Origin of the sequence: Paenibacillus eucommiae (assembly GCF_017874215.1) — a bacterium.
GTDB classification, from domain to species: Bacteria; Bacillota; Bacilli; order Paenibacillales; family NBRC-103111; genus Paenibacillus_AI; species Paenibacillus_AI eucommiae.
In genome coordinates this window covers 135,016-154,584 of the sequence record NZ_JAGGLB010000023.1, presented here as the reverse complement: position 1 = coordinate 154,584, position 19,569 = coordinate 135,016, and the positions used below count along the sequence as shown (strand labels likewise).

Below are 19,569 nucleotides of genomic sequence, written 5' to 3'. Positions count from 1 at the left end.
GGAAGATGAGAGATGCGGATTATACCTGCCGGCGAATTTGCATTAAACCGCGAGGTCGAATACGGCTCAGCCGAGCAAAATGAAAGCACACGCCGCATCATCGAAGCTGTGCGGCAGGAGGGCGACGCTGCGCTGCGCCGCTTCGCGCAGCAGTTCGACCGTGTAAGCGTCGGTGAGCTGCGCGTCACCGACGAGGAAGTGCAGGCGGCGTACGCGCAGGTGGACGCCGCTTTTGTGGCGGCGCTGCGTGCAGCCGCCGTGAACATCCGTGCGTTCCATGAGCGGCAGAAACGCACGTCCTGGATGGACCTGCAGGCCGACGGCAGCCTGCTGGGACAAGTCATCCGGCCGCTGAAGCGGGTCGGCTTGTACGTGCCCGGAGGGAAGGCGGCATACCCTTCCTCCGTATTGATGAACGCCATCCCTGCGCAGGTGGCGGGCGTGCCGGAGATCGTCATGGTGACGCCTCCGGCTACCAATGGGCAGGATGGCATCAACCCGCACATCCTGGTTGCGGCCGCAGAGGCGGGCGTGCGGGAGATCTACCGCGTCGGCGGCGCGCAGGCTGTAGCAGCGCTCGCCTACGGCACAGAGTCGATCCCGCCGGTCGATAAGATCGTGGGGCCGGGCAACATCTATGTGGCGCTGGCGAAGCGCAGCGTGTTCGGCGTCGTCGATATCGACAGCATCGCCGGCCCAAGCGAGATCGCCGTCATCGCTGACGAGACGGCTGATGCGGCCTATGCGGCCGCAGACCTGCTCTCGCAAGCGGAGCATGACGAGATGGCATCGGCCATCCTGATTACACCGTCGAGGAAGCTCGCCGAGCAGGTGCAGGCCGAGGTGGAGCGTCAGCTGGCGCTGCTGCCGCGCAAGGACATAGCCGCTCAATCGATTCGCGATTATGGAGCGATCCTGCTGGTCGATAGCTTGGATGAAGCGATCAGCGTGGTGAACCGGCTGGCTCCAGAGCATCTGGAGCTGCTGGTTGCGGAGCCATTTACTTACCTGCCGCGCATAGAAAATGCGGGAGCGATATTCCTGGGGCCATACAGCTCCGAGCCGGTTGGCGATTATTTCGCCGGTCCGAACCATGTGCTGCCAACGAACGGCACCGCCCGCTTTTCATCTCCGCTGAGCGTGGACGATTTTATCAAAAAATCCAGTGTAATTCACTATAGCAAGGAAGCCCTGCTGGCAAACGGACAGCAAATTATGACGTTAGCCCGCAATGAAGGCTTGGAAGGACATGCCAGAGCAATTCAAGTTCGTTTAGAGAAAGAAGGAAATAATCATGGCTGATCAGCAGATTGAACGTTCAGAACGTATAGCAAGTATCTCCCGCAAAACGAATGAAACCGACATTCAGCTCACCTTCCAGGTGGATGGACTGGGGATTTCCAAGTTAGAGACCGATGTTCCCTTTTTGAACCATATGCTCGACTTGTTTACCAAGCACGGTCATTTTGATTTGACAGTTGCCGCTAATGGGGATATTGATATTGATGATCATCATACGGTAGAGGATATCGGAATTTGTCTGGGTCATACGCTCCGTGAGGCTTTGGGTGATAAAAGAGGAATCAAACGCTATGCTAGCGTGTTCGTGCCCATGGATGAAGCGTTAGCGCAAGTTATCATTGATATTAGCAACCGTCCGCATTTCGAATATCGCGCTGAATACCCTTCGGCTACAGTAGGCAGCTTTACTACGGAGCTGGTTCATGAGTTTCTGTGGAAGTTTGCACTTGAAGCACGTATTACGCTGCATGTCATTGTTCACTACGGACAGAACACGCATCATATGATTGAAGCAATTTTCAAAGCATTGGGCCGGGCTCTGGACGAAGCGACTTCCATCGATCCCCGTGTACTGGGGGTACCTTCTACGAAGGGGGTGCTGTAACTTATGATAGCTATTATCGATTATGGAATGGGCAATCTGCACAGCGTTAGCAAAGCGGTTGAACGGCTTGGTTACGAAGCGCTGGTCACCTCTGATCCCGAGGAGATTATGGCTGCGGATGGAGCGATTCTTCCAGGTGTCGGCGCTTTCGGAGATGCTATGGAGCATCTGCGCGAAGCGAACCTGCATGATGTAGTGATCAGCTATGCGCAATCAGGCAAGCCGCTGCTTGGCATTTGTTTAGGGATGCAGCTGCTGTTCACTACAAGTGAAGAGCACGGCAGCCATGAGGGCTTAAACTTGCTGCCAGGCAAAGTGGTGCGCTTCCGTGGAGATTACAAAGTTCCTCATATGGGATGGAACCGGCTGAATTTCGTGCGCAGCAGCCCGCTGCTTAGCGGACTTGAGGAAGGGTACGTTTACTTCGTTCACTCTTATCATGTGCTGCCGGAGAGCGAAGCGGACCTGATCGCTGTTACCGACTATAATCAGCCTGTAACGGCTGTTGTTGGCAGAAACAATATTTATGGTATGCAGTTCCACCCGGAGAAAAGTGGTGCGGTCGGCATGCAGCTGTTGAACAACTTTCTTGATTTATGCAGTAATGTGGTCCATAACTAGATGGTTCAAAACTAGAGGATAACTAAAGAATAACTAAAGCACGTGGGGAGGAACGCTTATGTTAGCCAAAAGAATCATTCCCTGCCTGGATGTGAAGGACGGACGGGTAGTAAAGGGTGTGAATTTCGTTAACCTCCGCGATGCGGGAGATCCGGTTGAGCTGGCTGCAATCTATGATCGTGAGGGCGCAGACGAGCTCGTGTTTCTCGATATTTCGGCTTCTTACGAAGGCAGAGCTACGATGGTTGAGGTTGTTCGTAAAACGGCTGGTGAAATTACGATTCCATTTACTGTTGGCGGAGGCATTGCCAGTGTGGATGACATGAAGCGTCTGCTGCGCGCAGGTGCTGATAAGATCGGCATCAATACAGCGGCGGTGACCAATCCTCAGCTTGTCTCTGATGGGGCAAGACGCTTTGGCTCGCAGTGTATTGTAGTTGCCGTAGATGCGAAGTTCAATGAGCAGTGGGGCGAGTGGGAAGTATTCACACACGGAGGCCGTAAAGCAACTGGCATCAAAGCGCTGGAATGGGTAAAGCGTATCGAGGAGCTTGGAGCCGGCGAAATTTTGTTGACGAGCATGGATGCTGACGGTACGAAGGATGGCTTCGACCTTAAGCTAACAAGGGCAGTCTCCGAGACGGTAGCCATTCCTGTCATTGCCTCCGGCGGAGCGGGAAATATAGATCATTTCTATGATGTATTTACAGAGGGCAAAGCGGATGCGGGACTCGCGGCGACGATTTTTCATTATAAAGAATTGACGATTCAACAAGTTAAAGATGATCTTAGGGGTAAGGGAGTGGAAATTCGTTGACACAGCTATCATGGGAACAAATTGCGGATTCGATAGTTTTCGACGAGCAGGGGCTTGTTCCTGCTATCGTACAGGATGCATTAAGCAAAGACGTGCTAATGCTGGCTTATATGAATCGTGAGTCTATACAACGTACCGTACAGAGCGGACAAACGTGGTTTTGGAGCCGCTCGCGTCAAGAGTTCTGGAACAAAGGGGCTACTTCGGGACATACACAGCAAGTGAAAGCACTGCGTTATGATTGCGACGCGGATACATTGCTAGTTCTGGTTGAACAGCAGGGCGCAGCTTGTCATACAGGCACATACACCTGCTTCACCAATTCAGTGCAGCTGGAATCGGAGCAGCAGTCAAGTGATGCACCGGCTGCAGGAGACAGATTTGCCATTCTTTCCTCCCTGGAATCCGTTATTGCTTCAAGGTATGCAGAGCGGCCGGAGGGTGCTTATACAACCTATTTATTCGAGAAGGGCGTCGACAAGATCCTTAAGAAGGTCGGCGAGGAAACTGCGGAAGTCATTATAGCGGCAAAAAATAAAGATCATGACGAGCTTCGCTATGAAGTGAGTGACCTTATTTTTCACCTGATGGTCCTGCTGCGTGATTCCAAGCTTCCACTTGATGATGTGCTGATGGAGCTTGAGCGCAGGCATCTGAAAAAATAGAGGACCGGAGGATTGATCCAGCAATGCTGATTGATTATCATACCCATCATGTGCGCTGCGGTCACGCTTCGGGCGAGCTGGAAGAGTACGTCAGACGTGGCATAGAGCTCGGGCTTGCGCAATTGGGGCTGTCCGACCATATGCCGCTTCTGCATGTGGATCCGGCCACCTATTTGCCCGGCATGGCGATGTCCAAGGAAGAGCTGCCCCGCTATGTGGAGGAATGTATTCTGCTGAAGGAAAAGTATAAGGAGCAGATCGACATCCGCATCGGTCTTGAAGGAGACTATATAGAAGGCTATGAAACGGAAATCGAGAGCATAATACAGGCTTACCCTTGGGATTATGTGATTGGCTCGGTGCATTTCCTGGGCGAATGGGATATCTCCGACCACCGGCAGCTGGCAGGCTGGGAGAGGCGCGATATCTATGAGGTTTACGAGCAATATTACGATGCCGTCTCCAAAGCCGCGCGCACGGGCTTTTACGACTTCATCGGCCATATCGATGTGATTAAGCGCTTTGGCTACAAGCCGGATCGCGATCCATGGAAGCTGGAGAAGGCGGCGCTAGACACGGTAAAGGAGCAGGGGCTGGCCATTGAGCTGAACGCGTCAGGCCTGCGAATGCCATGTGAGGAAATGTTTCCCAGCAGGAGACTGCTGGAATATTGCTATGCGCAGGGGATTCCGCTGACCATCGGTTCCGATTGCCACCAGCCTGAGCGGCTGGCTCAATATCTGGATTTGGCCGCAGAGCAGTTAAAAGAAATAGGATTTAACGAAATAGCCACATTTTCAGCCAGAAAGCGTACTCTTGTTGCTTTTTAAATTTACTGTCTATCATGTATAATGATAAAGGGAACAAGAAGCTAGACTTTCCTTGATATTTATTTTTTTATTAACGAACCTTCGGAGGTAACCGTAACCATGTATAGCGACAATCTAAAAATCTTTTCCGGATCTTCGAATCCGAAGCTCGCGGAACGCATTTGCAACGAGCTTGGCTTACCGCTAGGACAGATCAAATTATCCAGATTCAAGAGCGGAGAAATTTACTGCTTGTATGAGGAAAGCGTCCGTAATTGCGATGTGTTTCTGGTTCAGACCTTGTCCCATCCAATCAATGAGCATTTAATGGAGCTGCTAGTTATGATGGATGCGGCCAAACGGGCTTCTGCCAAAACGATCAATCTTGTCCTCCCTTACTATGGTTACTCCCGTCAAGAACGCAAAGCGGCTCCACGTGAACCGATTTCAGCCAAGCTGGTAGCCGATTTATTCAGCGCTGCAGGCGCCGATCGTGTTGTTACGATTGATCTGCATGCTCCGGCGATTCAAGGCTTCTTCGATATTCCAGTGGATCATCTAACTGCGCTTGATGTCATCACCGATTATGTTCGCAAGAAAAATCTGGTGGATCCCATTATCGTATCTCCTGATGCGGGACGTGCTACTACAGCTGAGAAAATGGCCAATATTCTCGATGCTCCTTTTGCCATGATGATCAAGAAACGGCCGGCACATAATGAGTCGGTTATTACGCATGTCATTGGTGAGGTTGCTGGCCGGACTCCAATTATTATTGAAGATTTGATCGATACAGGAACGACAATCGTCAATGTTGTGGAAGGCTTGAAGGAAAGAGGCGCCAATGATGTTTATATTTGTGCCACCCATCCAGTTTTCTCTGGTCCTGCCCTACAGCGCTTGGATCATCCTAACATCAAAGAGGTCATTATTACGGACTCGATCGCGATTCCAGAGAACCATTCCGAGAAGTTCCACGTGCTAACCATTGCGCCACTTCTTTCCAATTCCATTCGGATTATTGTTGAGGGCGGTTCGATTTCTTCCTTATTTAAATACGGCGGCGTATAGACTCCTAGTAATTAACTTGGATAAGTTTGGATAAAGGTTTTTGGCTTCCCCGCTAACTGTGGTATAATTTGAAGTAATTCAAGATACCGGAGGTGCCTAGCTATGGAAAAGAAAAAGCGTGTGTCCAAAGCGCTGAAGCCTAAAGTCATATCGATTCACATGGATGCCGCATTCTTTTTCGAGAGAGCGGTTCAATCATTGGATCGGTTTCATTATGATAAGGCGCTTAAGTATTTTCGCCGAGCAGTTGAATACGAGCCGGAAAACCCGGTGAATCACTGCAACCTGGCTGGCGTTCTTTCCGAGATGGGGAACTACGAAGAATCTAACCGCATTTTGCAGCAGATTATCGATAAGGTCGATCCTGCTATGACCGAGTGCTATTTTTATATGGCTAATAACTATGCCAACATGGAAAGCTTCGAACAGGCGGAGGCATCAATTGTCCGGTATTTGGAGGACGATGCGATGGGCCAATTTCTGGAAGAGTCGGAAGAGATGATGGAGCTTTTAAGCTATGAGCTGGACCGGCCGACACCGTTAACTACGATCAAGAGCCGTCAGGGCTTGTTCGAACACGATAAAGCAAGAGCGCTTCTGGAAGAAGGCAAGTTCTCGGAGGCGGTGCGACAGCTTGAGAAGCTGATCAAGAAGCATCCTGATTTTCTAGCGGCACGCAACAATTTGGCGCTTGCTTATTATTATATGGGTCAATTTGGCAAAGCAATGGAAACGATCCATGAGGTGCTTGAGATCGATGCGGGCAACCTTCATGCTCTTTGTAACCTGGCTATTTTTCATCAGCATTTCGGCAACAAAGCTCAGCTGGCTGAGCTGGCATCGCTGCTGCGCAAGACGTCACCCTATCAGCAGGACCATGTGTTCAAGCTGGCTACCACAATGGGAATTCTTGGCGAGCATGAGAAGGCCTATCATCTGTTCAAACGTCTGTTGAAGACGGGAGAAGGGGATCTTGATCCTTGTCTTTATCACTATACGGCTGTTGCTGCCTGCAATATAGGGAGATATATCGAAGCCCAGCGTTACTGGCGGCAGGTTGAGAAGCTGGATCCTGGGACGGAGATACCTAAATTCTATCTCGACCAAATTCAGCAAATGCAGGATGACGGTAAGAGAGTTGTTGTTAGCTACCATTATCATTTACCCTTTGAGGAGCAGTTTCGCGTGCTGGAGAAGTTCGAGCAGGGCATTCCTGATCAGCTTAAGAAAGATCCTCTAGTGCGGTCTTCATTCTTCTGGGCATTGCGCCATGGAGATATGGATACGAAGCTGCAGGTCATTCAGGCTTTTGGTCTGATTGCCGACAGTGAAGTGAAGGACGCTCTCAAAGAATTTATTATAGAGCCTGGTGAAGATGATTATTTGAAAAAGGTAGCCATTTTTGTACTGCGAAGCATAGGTGTCAAAGATGCGCTTCCCGCCTATCTGGATAACAAGCCGATCGAGATCCAGGCATCGCCGTTTACACCGAACCTGCCGGTATGGGAAACCAAATGGCAGGAAGTGCTGGAAATCGCACTGCGGGGGATGTACAAACGGTATGATATGATCCAGCAGCATGACCTGGAGATCCTATGGGTTGAATATTTGACCCGTATGTATCCGAGCATACCGAGAATTACGAAGTCGGAAGGCTGGGCGGCTGCGCTCGAATATTTGATCGCCAAGATGCACCGCCGCGCTATATCTTATAACGAGGTATCGGCCAGATATGGGGTTACCGTTTCAACCGTAAGCAAGAATGTCAAGCTGATTGATGAGGCATGTGGGCTTAAGGAAAAGATGGAAGCCATCTTTCCTAAGTTTTTAAATATAGATTAACGAGGGAAAGCTACACCAATAAGGAGTCTGCCGTACAGACTTCGCAGAGCGAATAGGAGGAAAAGCTATATGTATAAATCAGTTGTAATAGGAACAGGACCCTCAGGCTTGACGGCTGCTATTTATTTGGCCAGAGCTAACCTTAAACCGCTAGTTATTGAAGGCCCGGAGCCGGGCGGACAGCTTACCACAACTACAGAAGTTGAGAATTTCCCTGGATTTCCGGAAGGTATTATGGGTCCGGAATTGATGGATAATATGCGCAAGCAAGCTGAGCGGTTCGGTGCTGAGTTCAAGACCGGCTGGGTGAATTCAGCAGAGCTTGGCAAGAGCCCGTTTAAGCTTAACGTAGAAGGGCTGGGTGTGATCGAGGCAGAAACCTTGATTATTTCCACCGGAGCGTCTGCTAAATTGCTAGGTATCAAGAACGAGAAGGAAAGCATGGGCAGAGGTGTCAGTACCTGTGCAACCTGTGACGGCTTTTTCTTCCGCGGCAAAAAGATTATTGTTGTGGGCGGCGGAGACTCCGCCATGGAAGAAGCTAACTTCCTTACCCGCTTTGCTTCCGAAGTACGACTGGTGCATCGCCGCGGGGAGCTGAGAGCTTCCAAAATCATGCAGGACCGTGCACGCGCCAACGAAAAAATTAAATGGTCTCTCAATAATACACCGATCGAAGTTATTTCTGGCGACAAAGGCGTAACAGGCCTGAAAGTCATCAACAACGAAACCGGTGAAGAAGAAGTGCTGGAAACGGATGGCATATTCGTAGCTATTGGCCATACGCCAAATACGGGCTTCCTGGCCGGACAGATTACAACGGATGAGCTTGGCTATATTCTTGTAACGCCAGGCACTACAGAAACGAATATCCCGGGCGTATTCGCTTGCGGAGACGTACAGGATCAGAAATACCGTCAGGCTATTACGGCTGCAGGCAGTGGTTGTGCGGCTGCCCTGGACTCTGAAAAGTTCCTTGAAGGCCATATGGTCCATGACTGGAGTCAATCGCTATAAAATTTCGTGAATACTTGTGAATCATTGCAAGCCGCCGATGGTAAAACTTGGGCAGCGGGCAGTTGAAAACGTGGAAGGGGAGTCCTTTCCACGTTTTTTCAAAAATTCAGAACAGACGGAACAATCTTGACCAACCTAGCGGGTTGACTTATAGTTGGAACAGGAGCTTAGGCCCCAAATATTACGATCATTCGTTGAGGTGACTCGCATGGCAAATCAGATTTATATTGGTGTTGATTTAGGCGGTACTAACATTAAAGTTGGTATCTGTGATGAAAATGGCCAGCTTCTGCATACTTATGAAGGTCCTACCAAGGTAGAGGATGGGGCAGAGGCTGTTCTGGGACGAATAGCTGATTATGTGAGGAAAATAGTTGACGATTCGGATTTTACTTGGGATCAGGTTGCCGGTATTGGTGCGGGTCTGGCCGGTTTCTTGGACATTCCGGAGGGAATCGTTAAGTTCTCACCGAATTTAGGCTGGAACAACGTTCAGGCGAAGAAAATATTAGAAGAGAAATTGGGCAAAACTGTAAAGATAGACAACGATGCTAATGTGGCTGCTCTTGGAGAAGCCTGGAGCGGAGCAGGTGCAGGAATTAAGAATGTAGTCTGCTATACGCTCGGTACAGGCGTTGGCGGGGGTATTATCATCGATTCGCATATTTATCAAGGCTCAGGCGGTATGGCTGGCGAGCTTGGCCATATGTCGATAGTGCCTGATATCGAAGCTATCAATTGCGGCTGCGGCCAAGTCGGGTGCCTGGAGACGGTGTCATCGGCGACGGGTATTGTGCGGATGGCTAACGATGCTGTTGAACGCAGTGAGCACACATCACTGGCTCTGCTCGAAAAAATAGCAGCCAAGGACGTATTTGATGCCGCTAAGCAGGGAGACGACGTAGCTTTGCGTATCGTTCACCGCGCAGCCCATTATATAGGGAAATCTATGGCCAGCATAGCCGTTGTCCTTAATCCGCAGCGCTTCATTATTGGTGGAGGCGTCTCCAAAGCTGGGGAAATATTGTTTACGCCTATCCGCGAAACCTTTCTTAAATTCACGCCGGAGCAGGCTCGTGAAGGTGTGGATATCGTTCCTGCCACATTAGGCAACGACGCAGGTGTTGTGGGTGCCGCGGGGTTGAATCTAAATCATTAAGTAATGGAGTGCGTAACAGGCAGCTTTTCACCGAAAGAGCCGGTTAACGTTCTTCACAAGGAAGGTGCAGCCTATGGAAGATACCCATGCATTAGCAAAACTGGTCATCATTACAGGAATGTCGGGAGCGGGAAAAACGATTGCCGTTCAAAGCCTCGAAGATATCGGATTTTTCTGCGTAGATAATCTTCCCCCTGTGCTGATCCCGAAATTTGCCGAATTGATTGAACAGTCGAAGGGGAAGATCGGCAAGGTCGCGCTGGTAATCGATTTGCGCGGACGTGAATTTTTCACGGCGCTTCAGGAATCACTTCGTTCTATTCAAGAGAACTACACGTTAACCTATGAAATCCTCTTTCTTGATTCTACAGATGCAACACTCGTACAGCGTTATAAAGAGAGCCGAAGGAGACATCCTCTTGCTCCCCAAAGCCCGCCTTTGGAGGGTATTGGGCTAGAACGCAAGCTGTTGGAGGAGCTCAAGGGACTGGCTACACAGGTGATTGATACCAGTGTGCTGAAACCTGCACAGCTCAAAGAAAGAATTATTTCCAGATTTACTAATCTGGAGACGAATCGTATATCTATTAATGTAGTTTCCTTTGGCTTTAAGTATGGAATTCCGATTGATGCGGACTTGATTTTTGACGTCAGGTTTTTGCCGAATCCCCATTATGTAGAGCAGCTGCGGCCTCAAACAGGCCAGGACCCTGACGTCTACGATTATGTGATGAAATGGTCGGAAACCCAGGAGTTCTTGATCAAGCTGCTCGATATGCTGCACTTCCTGATGCCGCAATACAAGAAGGAAGGCAAAAGCCAGGTGGTCGTCGGCATTGGTTGTACAGGAGGAAAGCACAGGTCTGTGGCTATTGCTGAATATCTGGGCAGGGTCATAGACAATAGTGAAACCGAGATAGTCAGAATAAGTCATAGAGATGCGGATCGTGACCGCCTATAAGAGGGTGAAGGTTGAATGAAAAAAGACGATCCTCGGGGTATTCCACGAATCGTAGTCATTGGCGGGGGAACGGGTCTTTCTGTAATGCTCAGGGGACTAAAGGAGAAGCCGGTCGATATTACGGCAATTGTAACTGTTGCGGATGATGGCGGCAGCTCCGGGATACTTCGTTCTGAAATGCACATGCCTCCGCCAGGAGATATTCGCAACGTGCTGACAGCGCTCGCTGATGTAGAGCCTTTGCTCTCACAGATTCTGGAATATCGTTTCCAGACAGGTACAGGACTTGCCGGTCACAGTCTGGGAAACTTAATTTTGGCGGCCCTTACTGATATTACCGGTGACTTTGTCACTGGCGTTCAGGAAATGAATCGTGTATTTGCTGTACGGGGAAGAGTTCTCCCGGCTTCCAGAGAAGCGATCAGCTTGAGAGCGGTTATGGAAGACGGAACAACTATTGAGGGAGAATCCAAAATCCCGAAGGCATTAGGAAAAATCAAACGGCTTTATATTGAGCCTAAGGATGTAGCCCCTCTGGAGGAAGCTCTTCAGGCGATTCGTGAAGCAGATGCTATCCTATGCGGGCCTGGAAGCTTGTATACGAGCGTGCTGCCGAACTTGCTTGTTCCCCAAATTGTTGAGGAAATTCTTCGCTCTGACGCAGTCAGGATGTTCATTTGCAACGTTATGACTCAACCAGGCGAAACGGATGGTTATTCGGTTAGTGACCATTTGGATGCGATTCATGATCATGTCGGGCATCATCTGTTTGATTATGTTATTGTTAATAATGGTGAGATTCCTCCCCAGGTGCAGGCCAAATATGCGGAGCAGGGAGCTAAGGCCGTTCATCTGGACCTAGAGGAAGTGGCGAAGAAGGGGTACCGCGTCATTGCGGACCGTCTGGTTCTATTTCGGACCTATCTCAGGCATGATGCGGAAAAGCTTAGCGATCATATTTATCAGCTCGTTGAAAGCTGGATGTTAAGGAAGAGGTGAGACCTTTGTCCTTTGCGGCACAAACCAAGAAAGAACTAACACTTGTAGAAGCGGATGCATGCTGCGAGAAAGCGGAGCTATCCGCCTTGATCCGGATGAACGGGTCGGTTCAGCTTTCGAATCAGCGGGTCATTCTGGATATTTCTACTGAGAATGCCGCTATCGCAAGGAGAATCTACGTCCTTCTCAAAAAGATGTTTCGTTTGCATACCGAGCTGTTGGTAAGAAAGAAAATGCGTCTGAAGAAAAATAATGTGTACATTGTTCGTGTCCCCCAGCAGGTGCAAGAGCTGCTGTCAGAGCTCCGTATCGTCTCGGAGGGCTTTGTATTCGCACCAGGCATTGAGAAGGATATTATCCGCAATAACTGCTGCAAACGGGCTTACTTACGCGGCGCCTTCTTAGCTGGAGGCTCTGTGAATAATCCTGAGGGATCCTCTTACCATCTGGAGATAGCTTCTATCTATGAGGAGCACTGCAAGTCGCTTTGCCGCCTGGCAAACCGCTTCGAGCTGAATGCACGTTGTATTGAGCGCAAGAAGGGCTTTGTGTTCTATATGAAGGAAGGCGAGAAAATTATCGAATTCCTTAATATTATTGGAGCGCATCAGGCATTATTGCGTTTTGAGGATGTCAGGATCATGAAGGATATGCGCAATTCCGTAAACCGGATTGTGAATTGTGAGACTGCCAACTTGAATAAGACGATAGGTGCAGCCGTCAGGCAGATCGATAATATCCGCCTTTTGCAAAGAGAGGTCGGTCTGGAGAATCTTCCTGAGAAGCTGAGGGAGGTCGCCACGATCCGTCTTCAGCACCCGGATATGAATCTTAAAGAGGTTGGAGATATGCTAAAGGGCAGCGTAAGCAAATCAGGCGTGAACCACCGCCTTCGAAAAATCGACGAATTAGCCGATAAGCTGCGAAATTCTTAGCTCAATCCCATGAAATCGTTAAAAAATGAAGTTTTTCGTATTTGTTCTAGTGTACTTGGTGGAAAAATGGTATAATGGTCTATAAACATGAGCAGCACCGTTTACGAAAGTAATTCATATAAAGTTTAAAGTAGGGGGAATTGGTTCCATGTCCAGACGGCCAGTCGTTGTGAAATTGAAAACCGGCCTTCATGCCAGACCTGCGGCATTGTTCGTTCAAGAGGCGAATAAGTTTTCATCGGAAATCTTCGTAGAGAAGGATGAAAAGAAGGTAAATGCGAAGAGCATAATGGGAATCATGAGTCTTGCAATAAGCACAGGGACTGAAGTCTTCATTAGTGCGGAAGGTTCGGATGCCGAACAGGCTGTAAACGCTCTAGTCACTTTGGTAAGCAAGGAAGAATTGGAGAACCAATAATTCGTCGAAGGCTTCCTCCGAAGGAAGCTTTTTCACGCTTAGGAGCGAATATCCAAACAAAGTATGGCAAATTTGTTACATCGAGAAATCGAATGAAACCTTTTCCTATACAATGGTGTCTAAGTAGACATGACCATTTATGGAAAGGGGTATTTGCCGTTCCGCCAGGAGGAGACTCCTGACGACATACTTTCTGTAGAAAATTCGCATACATGAGGAGTTAAACATGAAATCGCAAAAGAAACAAATCGCACTTTTTACGGCACTGCTGGTTTTACTGGCAAGTTTCTTAGCCGGTCCCCCCGCTCAGGCCATCTCTACAAGCACTTCCACTATCGTGCTTTATGTAGATCAGAAGGGTGCATTCATTGATGACAAGCAAATTCAATTGGAAGTGCCGGCCACAATTATTAAAGATAAGATGTTCGTTCCCGCCAAATTTCTGGGAGATGCGCTGGGCTTCGAAGTGAATTGGAATGATGCTTCACGCAACATTGAAATGAAACCGCCGGGCTATAATATTGTACTTAATTCGGATAAGAAGAAGGCGACCATTAACGGCATTGACACTCCTTTTGATTCCGTTGCGGCTATAGTGAAGGGCAAGCTGCTGGTCAAGCTGACGTGGGTAGCTGATTATATGGGTGCTGAGTATACTTATGACGATAAGCTTAGAAGCGTAAATATTGTTTATACAGCAAACCCGGAAAGCATTTATGTTGAGCAGGATGGTAACTCCAACCCCGTTGCCAGATTTACCACAGCTAAGCCAACGTACCGGATCGGTGAGCCGATTAACTATGTAGATTTGAGCTATGATCCTGATGCTGAGGGCGTGCACTATGAATGGTTTGGCAAGCAGGAGGCGTTCTTTGCGGCTGGCAAATATCCGGTTTCGCTTCAGGTGACGGACTTCCATGGTCATAAAAGCCAGTTGTTTGCTTCGTATGTAACTGTTGTGGATGTGCCATATTTGACGGAGGCCGAATACCCTTTCTACACGAAGCCCGTGGGAGGCTCGATCCGGACAACCAATTGGGGTCTGCCGTGGTCAAGATTTGATGAGCTGCCGCGGCTGCCCAAGGCTGTGACTCCAGGTACGGACAGAAAGCTGCTGCTTAGCAACAGTCCGGAGGAATTCACGCAAGCAGGCGTGCTGTACCAGGATCAAGTTAGCGGTAAAGCCAGGCTGTATGCTAATCACATTAATGGCTCTAATCAAAAGATGACGATGGCCATTCTAGTTGTCAACAGTTCGAATGAGCCGATTACGCTTCGTACAACAAGCAAAGGGACTGTAACATCCTCGGTGTATACGAACATTATTGGAAATAATGCTGCAATCGATTTATTGCTCCAGGATAGCTACGACGAGGAGCTTATTGTTCCGCCTAACCGGACGTTAGTGTATGCGCAGCTGCCAAATTTCTATCCGGGAGAGGCTGCAAATTTATTTTATGACATTGAAACCGATGGCGCATTGAAATTTGCTTTTGTCGCTGCCCCGGAGATTTCCCTGGATACGTTGTTAGACTTGCCTCAGCTTGCTAACACAGGGGATACGAGAGGGACCTTTCCAGTAACAGAGCTGGATTGGAAAATCGATGCTTCATCCTTTTCCAAAGCCTCTATCGTGACTATTGGCGACAACAAGACGGATCCCTATACAAAGGGCAACGATGCCACGACCATGCAAATAACGGAAAACAAAGGCAATCAGGGTGTAATCTACAAAATTCATGCGGATAAACCGCGTAAGATGGCCATTATGGTTCTGGCCCGCGGCGGCGTATTCAGCGGATCATTTAAAATTAATGGTAAGTTCGTGAAGGCGCCAGCTTCCGGAGTGATGACATCATTTGATGGCATGCAGATACTGGCCCGGACAACTGGGAAAGAGGAAGCTCTGGAAATAGAATTTACCCCACCGGGAGGCTCGGTGTTTCCAATCGACCTGGTCTTCTACCCGCTGGATGATAAATAAGCATAAAAAAAGGAACAGGCTGATTAGCCTGTTCCTTTTTTTGCGTGTTTTATACCTTTTCAATAACTTTATCGATCAGCCCATAAGCTTGAGCTTCTGCAGCACTCATAAAGTAATCGCGGTCGGTATCCTTCTCGAGGCGCTCTATCGGTTGTCCGCTGCGCTCGGCAAGGATTTTGTTGAGGTTGTCGCGCATTTTGAGAATTCGCTTAGCCCGGATAGCAATATCCGAAGCTTGCCCTTCAGCGCCTCCGAGAGGCTGATGAATCATAACTTCGCTGTTAGGCAGCGCATAACGCTTGCCGATTGCTCCAGCTGTCAGGAGGAAGGCTCCCATGGATGCCGCCATACCGACACAAATCGTCGACACATCAGGCTTGATGAATTGCATGGTATCATAGATGGCCATTCCCGCAGTAATGGAGCCTCCGGGACTGTTGATGTAAATGCTGATATCCTTATCAGGATCTTGAGCCGCCAAGAAAAGAAGCTGAGCGATGATGGAATTGGCTACGACATCGTTCACTCCAGTTCCAAGGAAAATGATGCGATCTTTCAGAAGACGCGAGTAAATATCGTAACCTCTCTCGCCTCTTGCGTCTTGCTCTACGACCATAGGAATAAAGCTCATTCGAATTGCCTCCTTCTAGTGGGTTCTACAAACATGATACAGAAAAATCAAACAAAGGTCAAGAAAGGTCAAACCGTTATAATAAAAAAATCAGTTTTTCAACTGATGGCTGCTTGTCATGATGTTTAAATGGCGCGCCCGCAAGGAATCGAACCTTGATCTCAGGCTTCGGAGGCCTACGTCATATCCATTGGACCACGGGCGCATACAAAATGATTTCACGACTAAATGACAAGCAAGGGTAATTATACGGTAGACGCAGGAAAAAATCAAGGAGAAAGATGAGAAAGGTGAGAAAGATGTGAAAGACATGAAAGATGAGAAAGACGGGAAAGAAAAGAAAGACGAGAAAGACGGGAAAGAAAAGAAAGACGAGAAAGACGAGAAAGACAAGAAAGACAAGAACATGAGGGGCAGGAACGATAAGAATGATGGGAGAACGCGTTATTACAATAAAGTAATAACGCGTTAATGATTTAATCAGATCAAGAAAATTGAATTGTATGATAGTTTCGTATTTTTTATATGTGCACTATCCCTTAGGCTCAGAAGGTGGAATCCAGGTTTAGAAAGGATCAGAATGGACAAATGGATCAGTAAGTACTAGAAGAGGGTGGAGAAAGCCGGAGTGAGAATGGGAAGGATGCGCAAGGGGGGCGAGAAAGTGTTCAGAGAGCCAAGGAGCGTCACAAGAGCCAGGGCAAACTTCTAATGTAGTCAAATAAGACCGGCCAAATGGCGCGATTCTCCGCATACATTCCGCCGCTTCGGATTGGGGATGGGACCTACCTTTTAGTCGCTCGCGAGTGTGAGTTTCACTTAAAGCACTTAACGATGTTTTTTCATCGTTAAAGTAAGTTTTCTAAGTCAATCAGTCACGTTAGTGATGATTTTTCATCGTTAAAAGAGGACGGATGGCCTCTCTGGGTGGTGAAACGGGATTTTAACGATGTTTTTCATCGTTAAAGCAAGGATGTGGAGACGGCCCCGTGCTTTTAGCGATGAAAAACATCGTTAAAGCAGCAGATTCTTTCAATTTATCATCCCCCGCTTTGTCCGCTAAGAAATCTCAAGAAAAAAACTTGTTTGCTGTCCTTGAGCTTGATGTTTGAACGTGGTGCTCGGGCGCGATTGTAGCTGGAATAGGGAAGGAGCAGGGAAGGGCTGTGGGTGGAAGAGCGGTAGCATCAGCATTTAATGAGTTGTTCCAACCCCCACATCCATTCCATTAAAGGGAGCAAATTTTATTTTTACAGCGGCTGGAGCCAGCAGCAAGTCCCTTTGGAACGAATCAACGTAATGGGCTCCAGTAACGAATCCAGTAACGAACTCCGTAATGGGCTTAAGTAACGAGCTCCCATAACGAACTCCAGTAAAGAACTCCGCAACGAACTCCGTAACGAACAAGCTTTTCAAAGGGCGCCAAATGGCCCATTTCTTAAAGGTTTGTAAAGGGTGGTTGAAACATTCGGTGAAATTGAGTATACTAAAGGAGCAGGAAATATTTTTTTTGGCCTAGGTGGGACTTAAAATGCATGGCCGGGACGTAAATCGTCCATGATTAGAATCAGGGGAGTAGGCAACACGCTATGAGAGAAATCCTCAATATTCAGAAACAGCTATTGCCCGATTTATTGGACATAATGAAGAAAAGATACTCCATTTTGCGGCATATTCAGGTGACTGGGGTTGTAGGACGAAGGACACTGGCCAGCTCTTTGAATATGACGGAACGGATTCTGCGTGCTGAGGTAGAGTACCTCAAGGAGCAGGGACTGCTGGAGATTGAAACATCGGGTATGAAGATAAGTGAATCCGGCCGCAAGCTGCTAGAGGATATGGAGCCTTTGGTGAAGGAAGCGTTTGGGCTTACGGATTTGGAAGAGCAGATTCGCAGCTTTTTTGGCGTTAGTCAAGTCGTTATTGTTCCCGGGGATTCGGACACCTCCGCATTTACCAGAAAGGAACTGGGGCGTGCTGGAGCAGCGGTTCTGCGGAAATATGCGGCGAATGAGGATGTTATTGCTGTAACGGGCGGTTCCACTATGGCTGAAGTTGCCAACCACCTTACTACGTCAGCCTCCATGAAAAAAAATCTATTCTTGCCTGCCCGCGGCGGCCTTGGCGAAAGCGTAGAGCTGCAGGCGAACACGATTGCCTCGACGATGGCCAAGAAAACGGGCGGCAAATACCGGTTGCTTCATGTGCCCGACCATATGGGAGAAGAAGCTTACCAGTCTCTGATTCAGGATCCGCAAATCAAAGAGATTGTGGACACGGTGCGGAAAAGCCGAATCGTCGTTCATGGAATCGGAGATGCTATGGTGATGGCACGCAGGCGTAAAGCAAGCGCAGAGGCGACGCAGAATTTACAGGAAGTAGGCGCGCTCGCGGAGGCGTTCGGTTACTATTTTGACAGGCAGGGTAATGTAGTTCATAGGATGCCTACCGTTGGCCTAAGGCTGGAAGATCTTCAGCAGGCCGAGGTTGTTATCGGCGTAGGCGGTGGCAAGAGCAAGGGAGAAGCGATCGCTTCGGTACTTTTGTACGGTCAAGAAGATGTGCTGGTTACTGACGAAGCTGCTGCTCATGAAATTATTAAACGTAGTCATCATGACGTGTCTATCAGGCCGTCTTGAAATAAATGTAGAACTATATTTTAGGAGGAATTTAATATGGTAAAAGTTGGGATTAATGGTTTCGGACGTATCGGTCGTAATGTGTTCCGCGCTGCTCTAAACAATGAGGAAGTACAAATTGTCGCGGTTAATGATTTAACAGACGTTAAAACGCTGGCTCACTTGCTGAAATATGACACAACTCATGGTAAAATTAATGCAACGGTTGAAGCTGGCGAAGGCGAGCTGATCGTAAACGGTAAGCCGATTAAAGTATTTGCTGAGCGTGATCCTGGGAACCTTCCTTGGGGAGAATATGGTGTTGAAATCGTAGTAGAATCCACGGGAATTTTCACATCCAAAGAAAAAGCTTCCCTGCATTTAAAGGGCGGAGCCAAAAAGGTTATTATCTCAGCACCTGCTACTGACGAAGATATTACGATCGTGCTTGGTGTTAATGAAGATAAATATGATGCTTCCCAGCACACTATTATTTCGAATGCATCTTGTACTACGAACTGTCTGGCTCCTTTCGCTAAGGTTATCAATGATAACTTTGGTATCGTCAAAGGGATGATGACTACTATTCACTCCTACACAAACGATCAATCCGTGCTTGATCTGCCGCATAAAGACCTGCGCCGCGCACGTGCTGCTGCAGAGAACATCATTCCTTCCACAACTGGAGCTGCCAAGGCAGTATCGCTGGTGCTTCCTGAGCTTAAGGGTAAACTGAATGGTATGGCTATGCGTGTTCCTACACCGAATGTTTCGGTAACGGATCTTGTTGTAGAGCTGAGCCAAAATGTAACAGTCGACGACATCAACGGAGCGCTGAAGGCTGCTGCTGAAGGCCCGCTGAAAGGCATCTTGAACTACTCGGCTGAGCCGCTTGTGTCCAGTGATTACAACGGTGACCCTGCTTCTTCCACAATCGACGCTTTATCCACTATGGTGGTTGGCGATAATATGGTTAAAATTGTTTCCTGGTACGACAACGAGTGGGGCTACTCCAGCCGTGTTGTTGATCTTGCCGCTTTCATCGCTGCTAAAGGCCTATAATTGCATTTTTCACAGAATTGTACTACAACAGAGGAGAAGAGATTCTCCTCTTTC

Annotated in this window: 19 protein-coding genes and 1 tRNA gene; 18 read left to right on the top strand and 2 right to left on the bottom strand. The window is 48.4% G+C overall.

Translation table 11 applies throughout. The annotated features are described in order from the left end of the window. Nucleotides 1-12 precede the first annotated feature (12 nt). From hisD to J2Z66_RS27810, 15 genes are all read left to right on the top strand, one after another. Complete coding sequence (hisD, locus tag J2Z66_RS27880; RefSeq protein ID WP_209976023.1) at nt 13-1,302, top strand: histidinol dehydrogenase; 1,290 nt, start codon at nt 13-15, stop codon at nt 1,300-1,302. Continuing rightward, on the top strand, nt 1,295-1,906 hold the full coding sequence (gene hisB, locus J2Z66_RS27875) for an imidazoleglycerol-phosphate dehydratase HisB (protein ID WP_209976022.1): 612 nt from the start codon (nt 1,295-1,297) through the stop codon (nt 1,904-1,906). The genes hisD and hisB overlap by 8 nt, the downstream gene beginning before the upstream one ends. Nucleotides 1,907-1,909: 3 nt before the next feature. Beyond that, nucleotides 1,910-2,527 (top strand): imidazole glycerol phosphate synthase subunit HisH, encoded by a 618-nt coding sequence (gene hisH, locus J2Z66_RS27870; protein WP_209976021.1) that lies wholly within the window; start codon nt 1,910-1,912, stop codon nt 2,525-2,527. 58 nt (nt 2,528-2,585) lie between these two features. Further along, a complete protein-coding gene (gene hisF, locus J2Z66_RS27865) occupies nt 2,586-3,344 on the top strand; it encodes an imidazole glycerol phosphate synthase subunit HisF (protein WP_209976020.1) in 759 nt (252 codons plus the stop codon). Continuing rightward, nucleotides 3,341-4,009: a bifunctional phosphoribosyl-AMP cyclohydrolase/phosphoribosyl-ATP diphosphatase HisIE gene (gene hisIE / locus J2Z66_RS27860; protein ID WP_209976019.1), complete on the top strand. Its 669-nt coding sequence runs from the start codon at nt 3,341-3,343 to the stop codon at nt 4,007-4,009. Before hisF ends, hisIE begins: the two co-directional genes overlap by 4 nt. A 23-nt stretch (nt 4,010-4,032) precedes the next feature. Then, the gene (hisJ, locus tag J2Z66_RS27855) at nt 4,033-4,839 is read left to right on the top strand and encodes a histidinol-phosphatase HisJ (RefSeq protein WP_209976018.1); all 807 of its coding nucleotides are present in this window, start codon (nt 4,033-4,035) and stop codon (nt 4,837-4,839) included. A gap of 99 nt (nt 4,840-4,938) precedes the next feature. Further along, on the top strand, nt 4,939-5,889 hold the full coding sequence (locus J2Z66_RS27850; RefSeq protein ID WP_209976017.1) for a ribose-phosphate diphosphokinase: 951 nt from the start codon (nt 4,939-4,941) through the stop codon (nt 5,887-5,889). Nucleotides 5,890-5,991: 102 nt separating this feature from the next. Then, a complete protein-coding gene (locus J2Z66_RS27845; protein ID WP_209976016.1) occupies nt 5,992-7,731 on the top strand; it encodes a tetratricopeptide repeat protein in 1,740 nt (579 codons plus the stop codon). A 69-nt stretch (nt 7,732-7,800) separates the two neighbouring features. Beyond that, a complete protein-coding gene (gene trxB / locus J2Z66_RS27840; protein WP_209976015.1) occupies nt 7,801-8,748 on the top strand; it encodes a thioredoxin-disulfide reductase in 948 nt (315 codons plus the stop codon). 208 nt (nt 8,749-8,956) lie between these two features. Then, nucleotides 8,957-9,907 (top strand): ROK family glucokinase, encoded by a 951-nt coding sequence (locus tag J2Z66_RS27835; RefSeq protein WP_209976014.1) that lies wholly within the window; start codon nt 8,957-8,959, stop codon nt 9,905-9,907. A gap of 73 nt (nt 9,908-9,980) precedes the next feature. Further along, nucleotides 9,981-10,868, top strand: coding sequence for an RNase adapter RapZ (gene rapZ, locus J2Z66_RS27830; protein ID WP_209976013.1), 888 nt, complete (start codon nt 9,981-9,983; stop codon nt 10,866-10,868). A 15-nt stretch (nt 10,869-10,883) separates the two neighbouring features. Then, the gene (gene mgfK / locus J2Z66_RS27825) at nt 10,884-11,867 is read left to right on the top strand and encodes a gluconeogenesis morphogenetic factor MgfK (protein WP_209976012.1); all 984 of its coding nucleotides are present in this window, start codon (nt 10,884-10,886) and stop codon (nt 11,865-11,867) included. Between the two features lie 5 nt (nt 11,868-11,872). Then, complete coding sequence (whiA, locus tag J2Z66_RS27820; protein WP_209976011.1) at nt 11,873-12,802, top strand: DNA-binding protein WhiA; 930 nt, start codon at nt 11,873-11,875, stop codon at nt 12,800-12,802. 148 nt (nt 12,803-12,950) lie between these two features. After that, entirely contained in the window at nt 12,951-13,220 is a 270-nt protein-coding gene (locus J2Z66_RS27815; RefSeq protein WP_209976010.1) for an HPr family phosphocarrier protein, read from the top strand. Between the two features lie 226 nt (nt 13,221-13,446). Next, nucleotides 13,447-15,204, top strand: coding sequence for a copper amine oxidase N-terminal domain-containing protein (locus J2Z66_RS27810; protein ID WP_209976009.1), 1,758 nt, complete (start codon nt 13,447-13,449; stop codon nt 15,202-15,204). A 49-nt stretch (nt 15,205-15,253) separates the two neighbouring features. Here the strand turns inward: J2Z66_RS27810 and clpP are convergent, their stop codons facing one another. Together clpP and J2Z66_RS27800 are read right to left on the bottom strand one after the other, a co-directional pair. Next, nucleotides 15,254-15,835, bottom strand: coding sequence for an ATP-dependent Clp endopeptidase proteolytic subunit ClpP (gene clpP / locus J2Z66_RS27805; RefSeq protein ID WP_209976008.1), 582 nt, complete (start codon nt 15,833-15,835; stop codon nt 15,254-15,256). Between the two features lie 130 nt (nt 15,836-15,965). Then, a tRNA-Arg gene (locus J2Z66_RS27800) sits at nt 15,966-16,040 on the bottom strand. 96 nt (nt 16,041-16,136) lie between these two features. On the opposite strand from J2Z66_RS27800, the gene J2Z66_RS27795 reads away from it, so the two are divergent. From J2Z66_RS27795 to gap, 3 genes are all read left to right on the top strand, one after another. Beyond that, nucleotides 16,137-16,307, top strand: a complete 171-nt coding sequence (locus J2Z66_RS27795) for a hypothetical protein (protein ID WP_209976007.1) — start codon at nt 16,137-16,139, stop codon at nt 16,305-16,307. Nucleotides 16,308-17,424: 1,117 nt separating this feature from the next. Further along, nucleotides 17,425-18,474 (top strand): sugar-binding transcriptional regulator, encoded by a 1,050-nt coding sequence (locus tag J2Z66_RS27790; RefSeq protein ID WP_209976006.1) that lies wholly within the window; start codon nt 17,425-17,427, stop codon nt 18,472-18,474. A gap of 36 nt (nt 18,475-18,510) precedes the next feature. Further along, nucleotides 18,511-19,515, top strand: a complete 1,005-nt coding sequence (gap, locus tag J2Z66_RS27785) for a type I glyceraldehyde-3-phosphate dehydrogenase (protein WP_209976005.1) — start codon at nt 18,511-18,513, stop codon at nt 19,513-19,515. Nucleotides 19,516-19,569 lie beyond the last annotated feature (54 nt).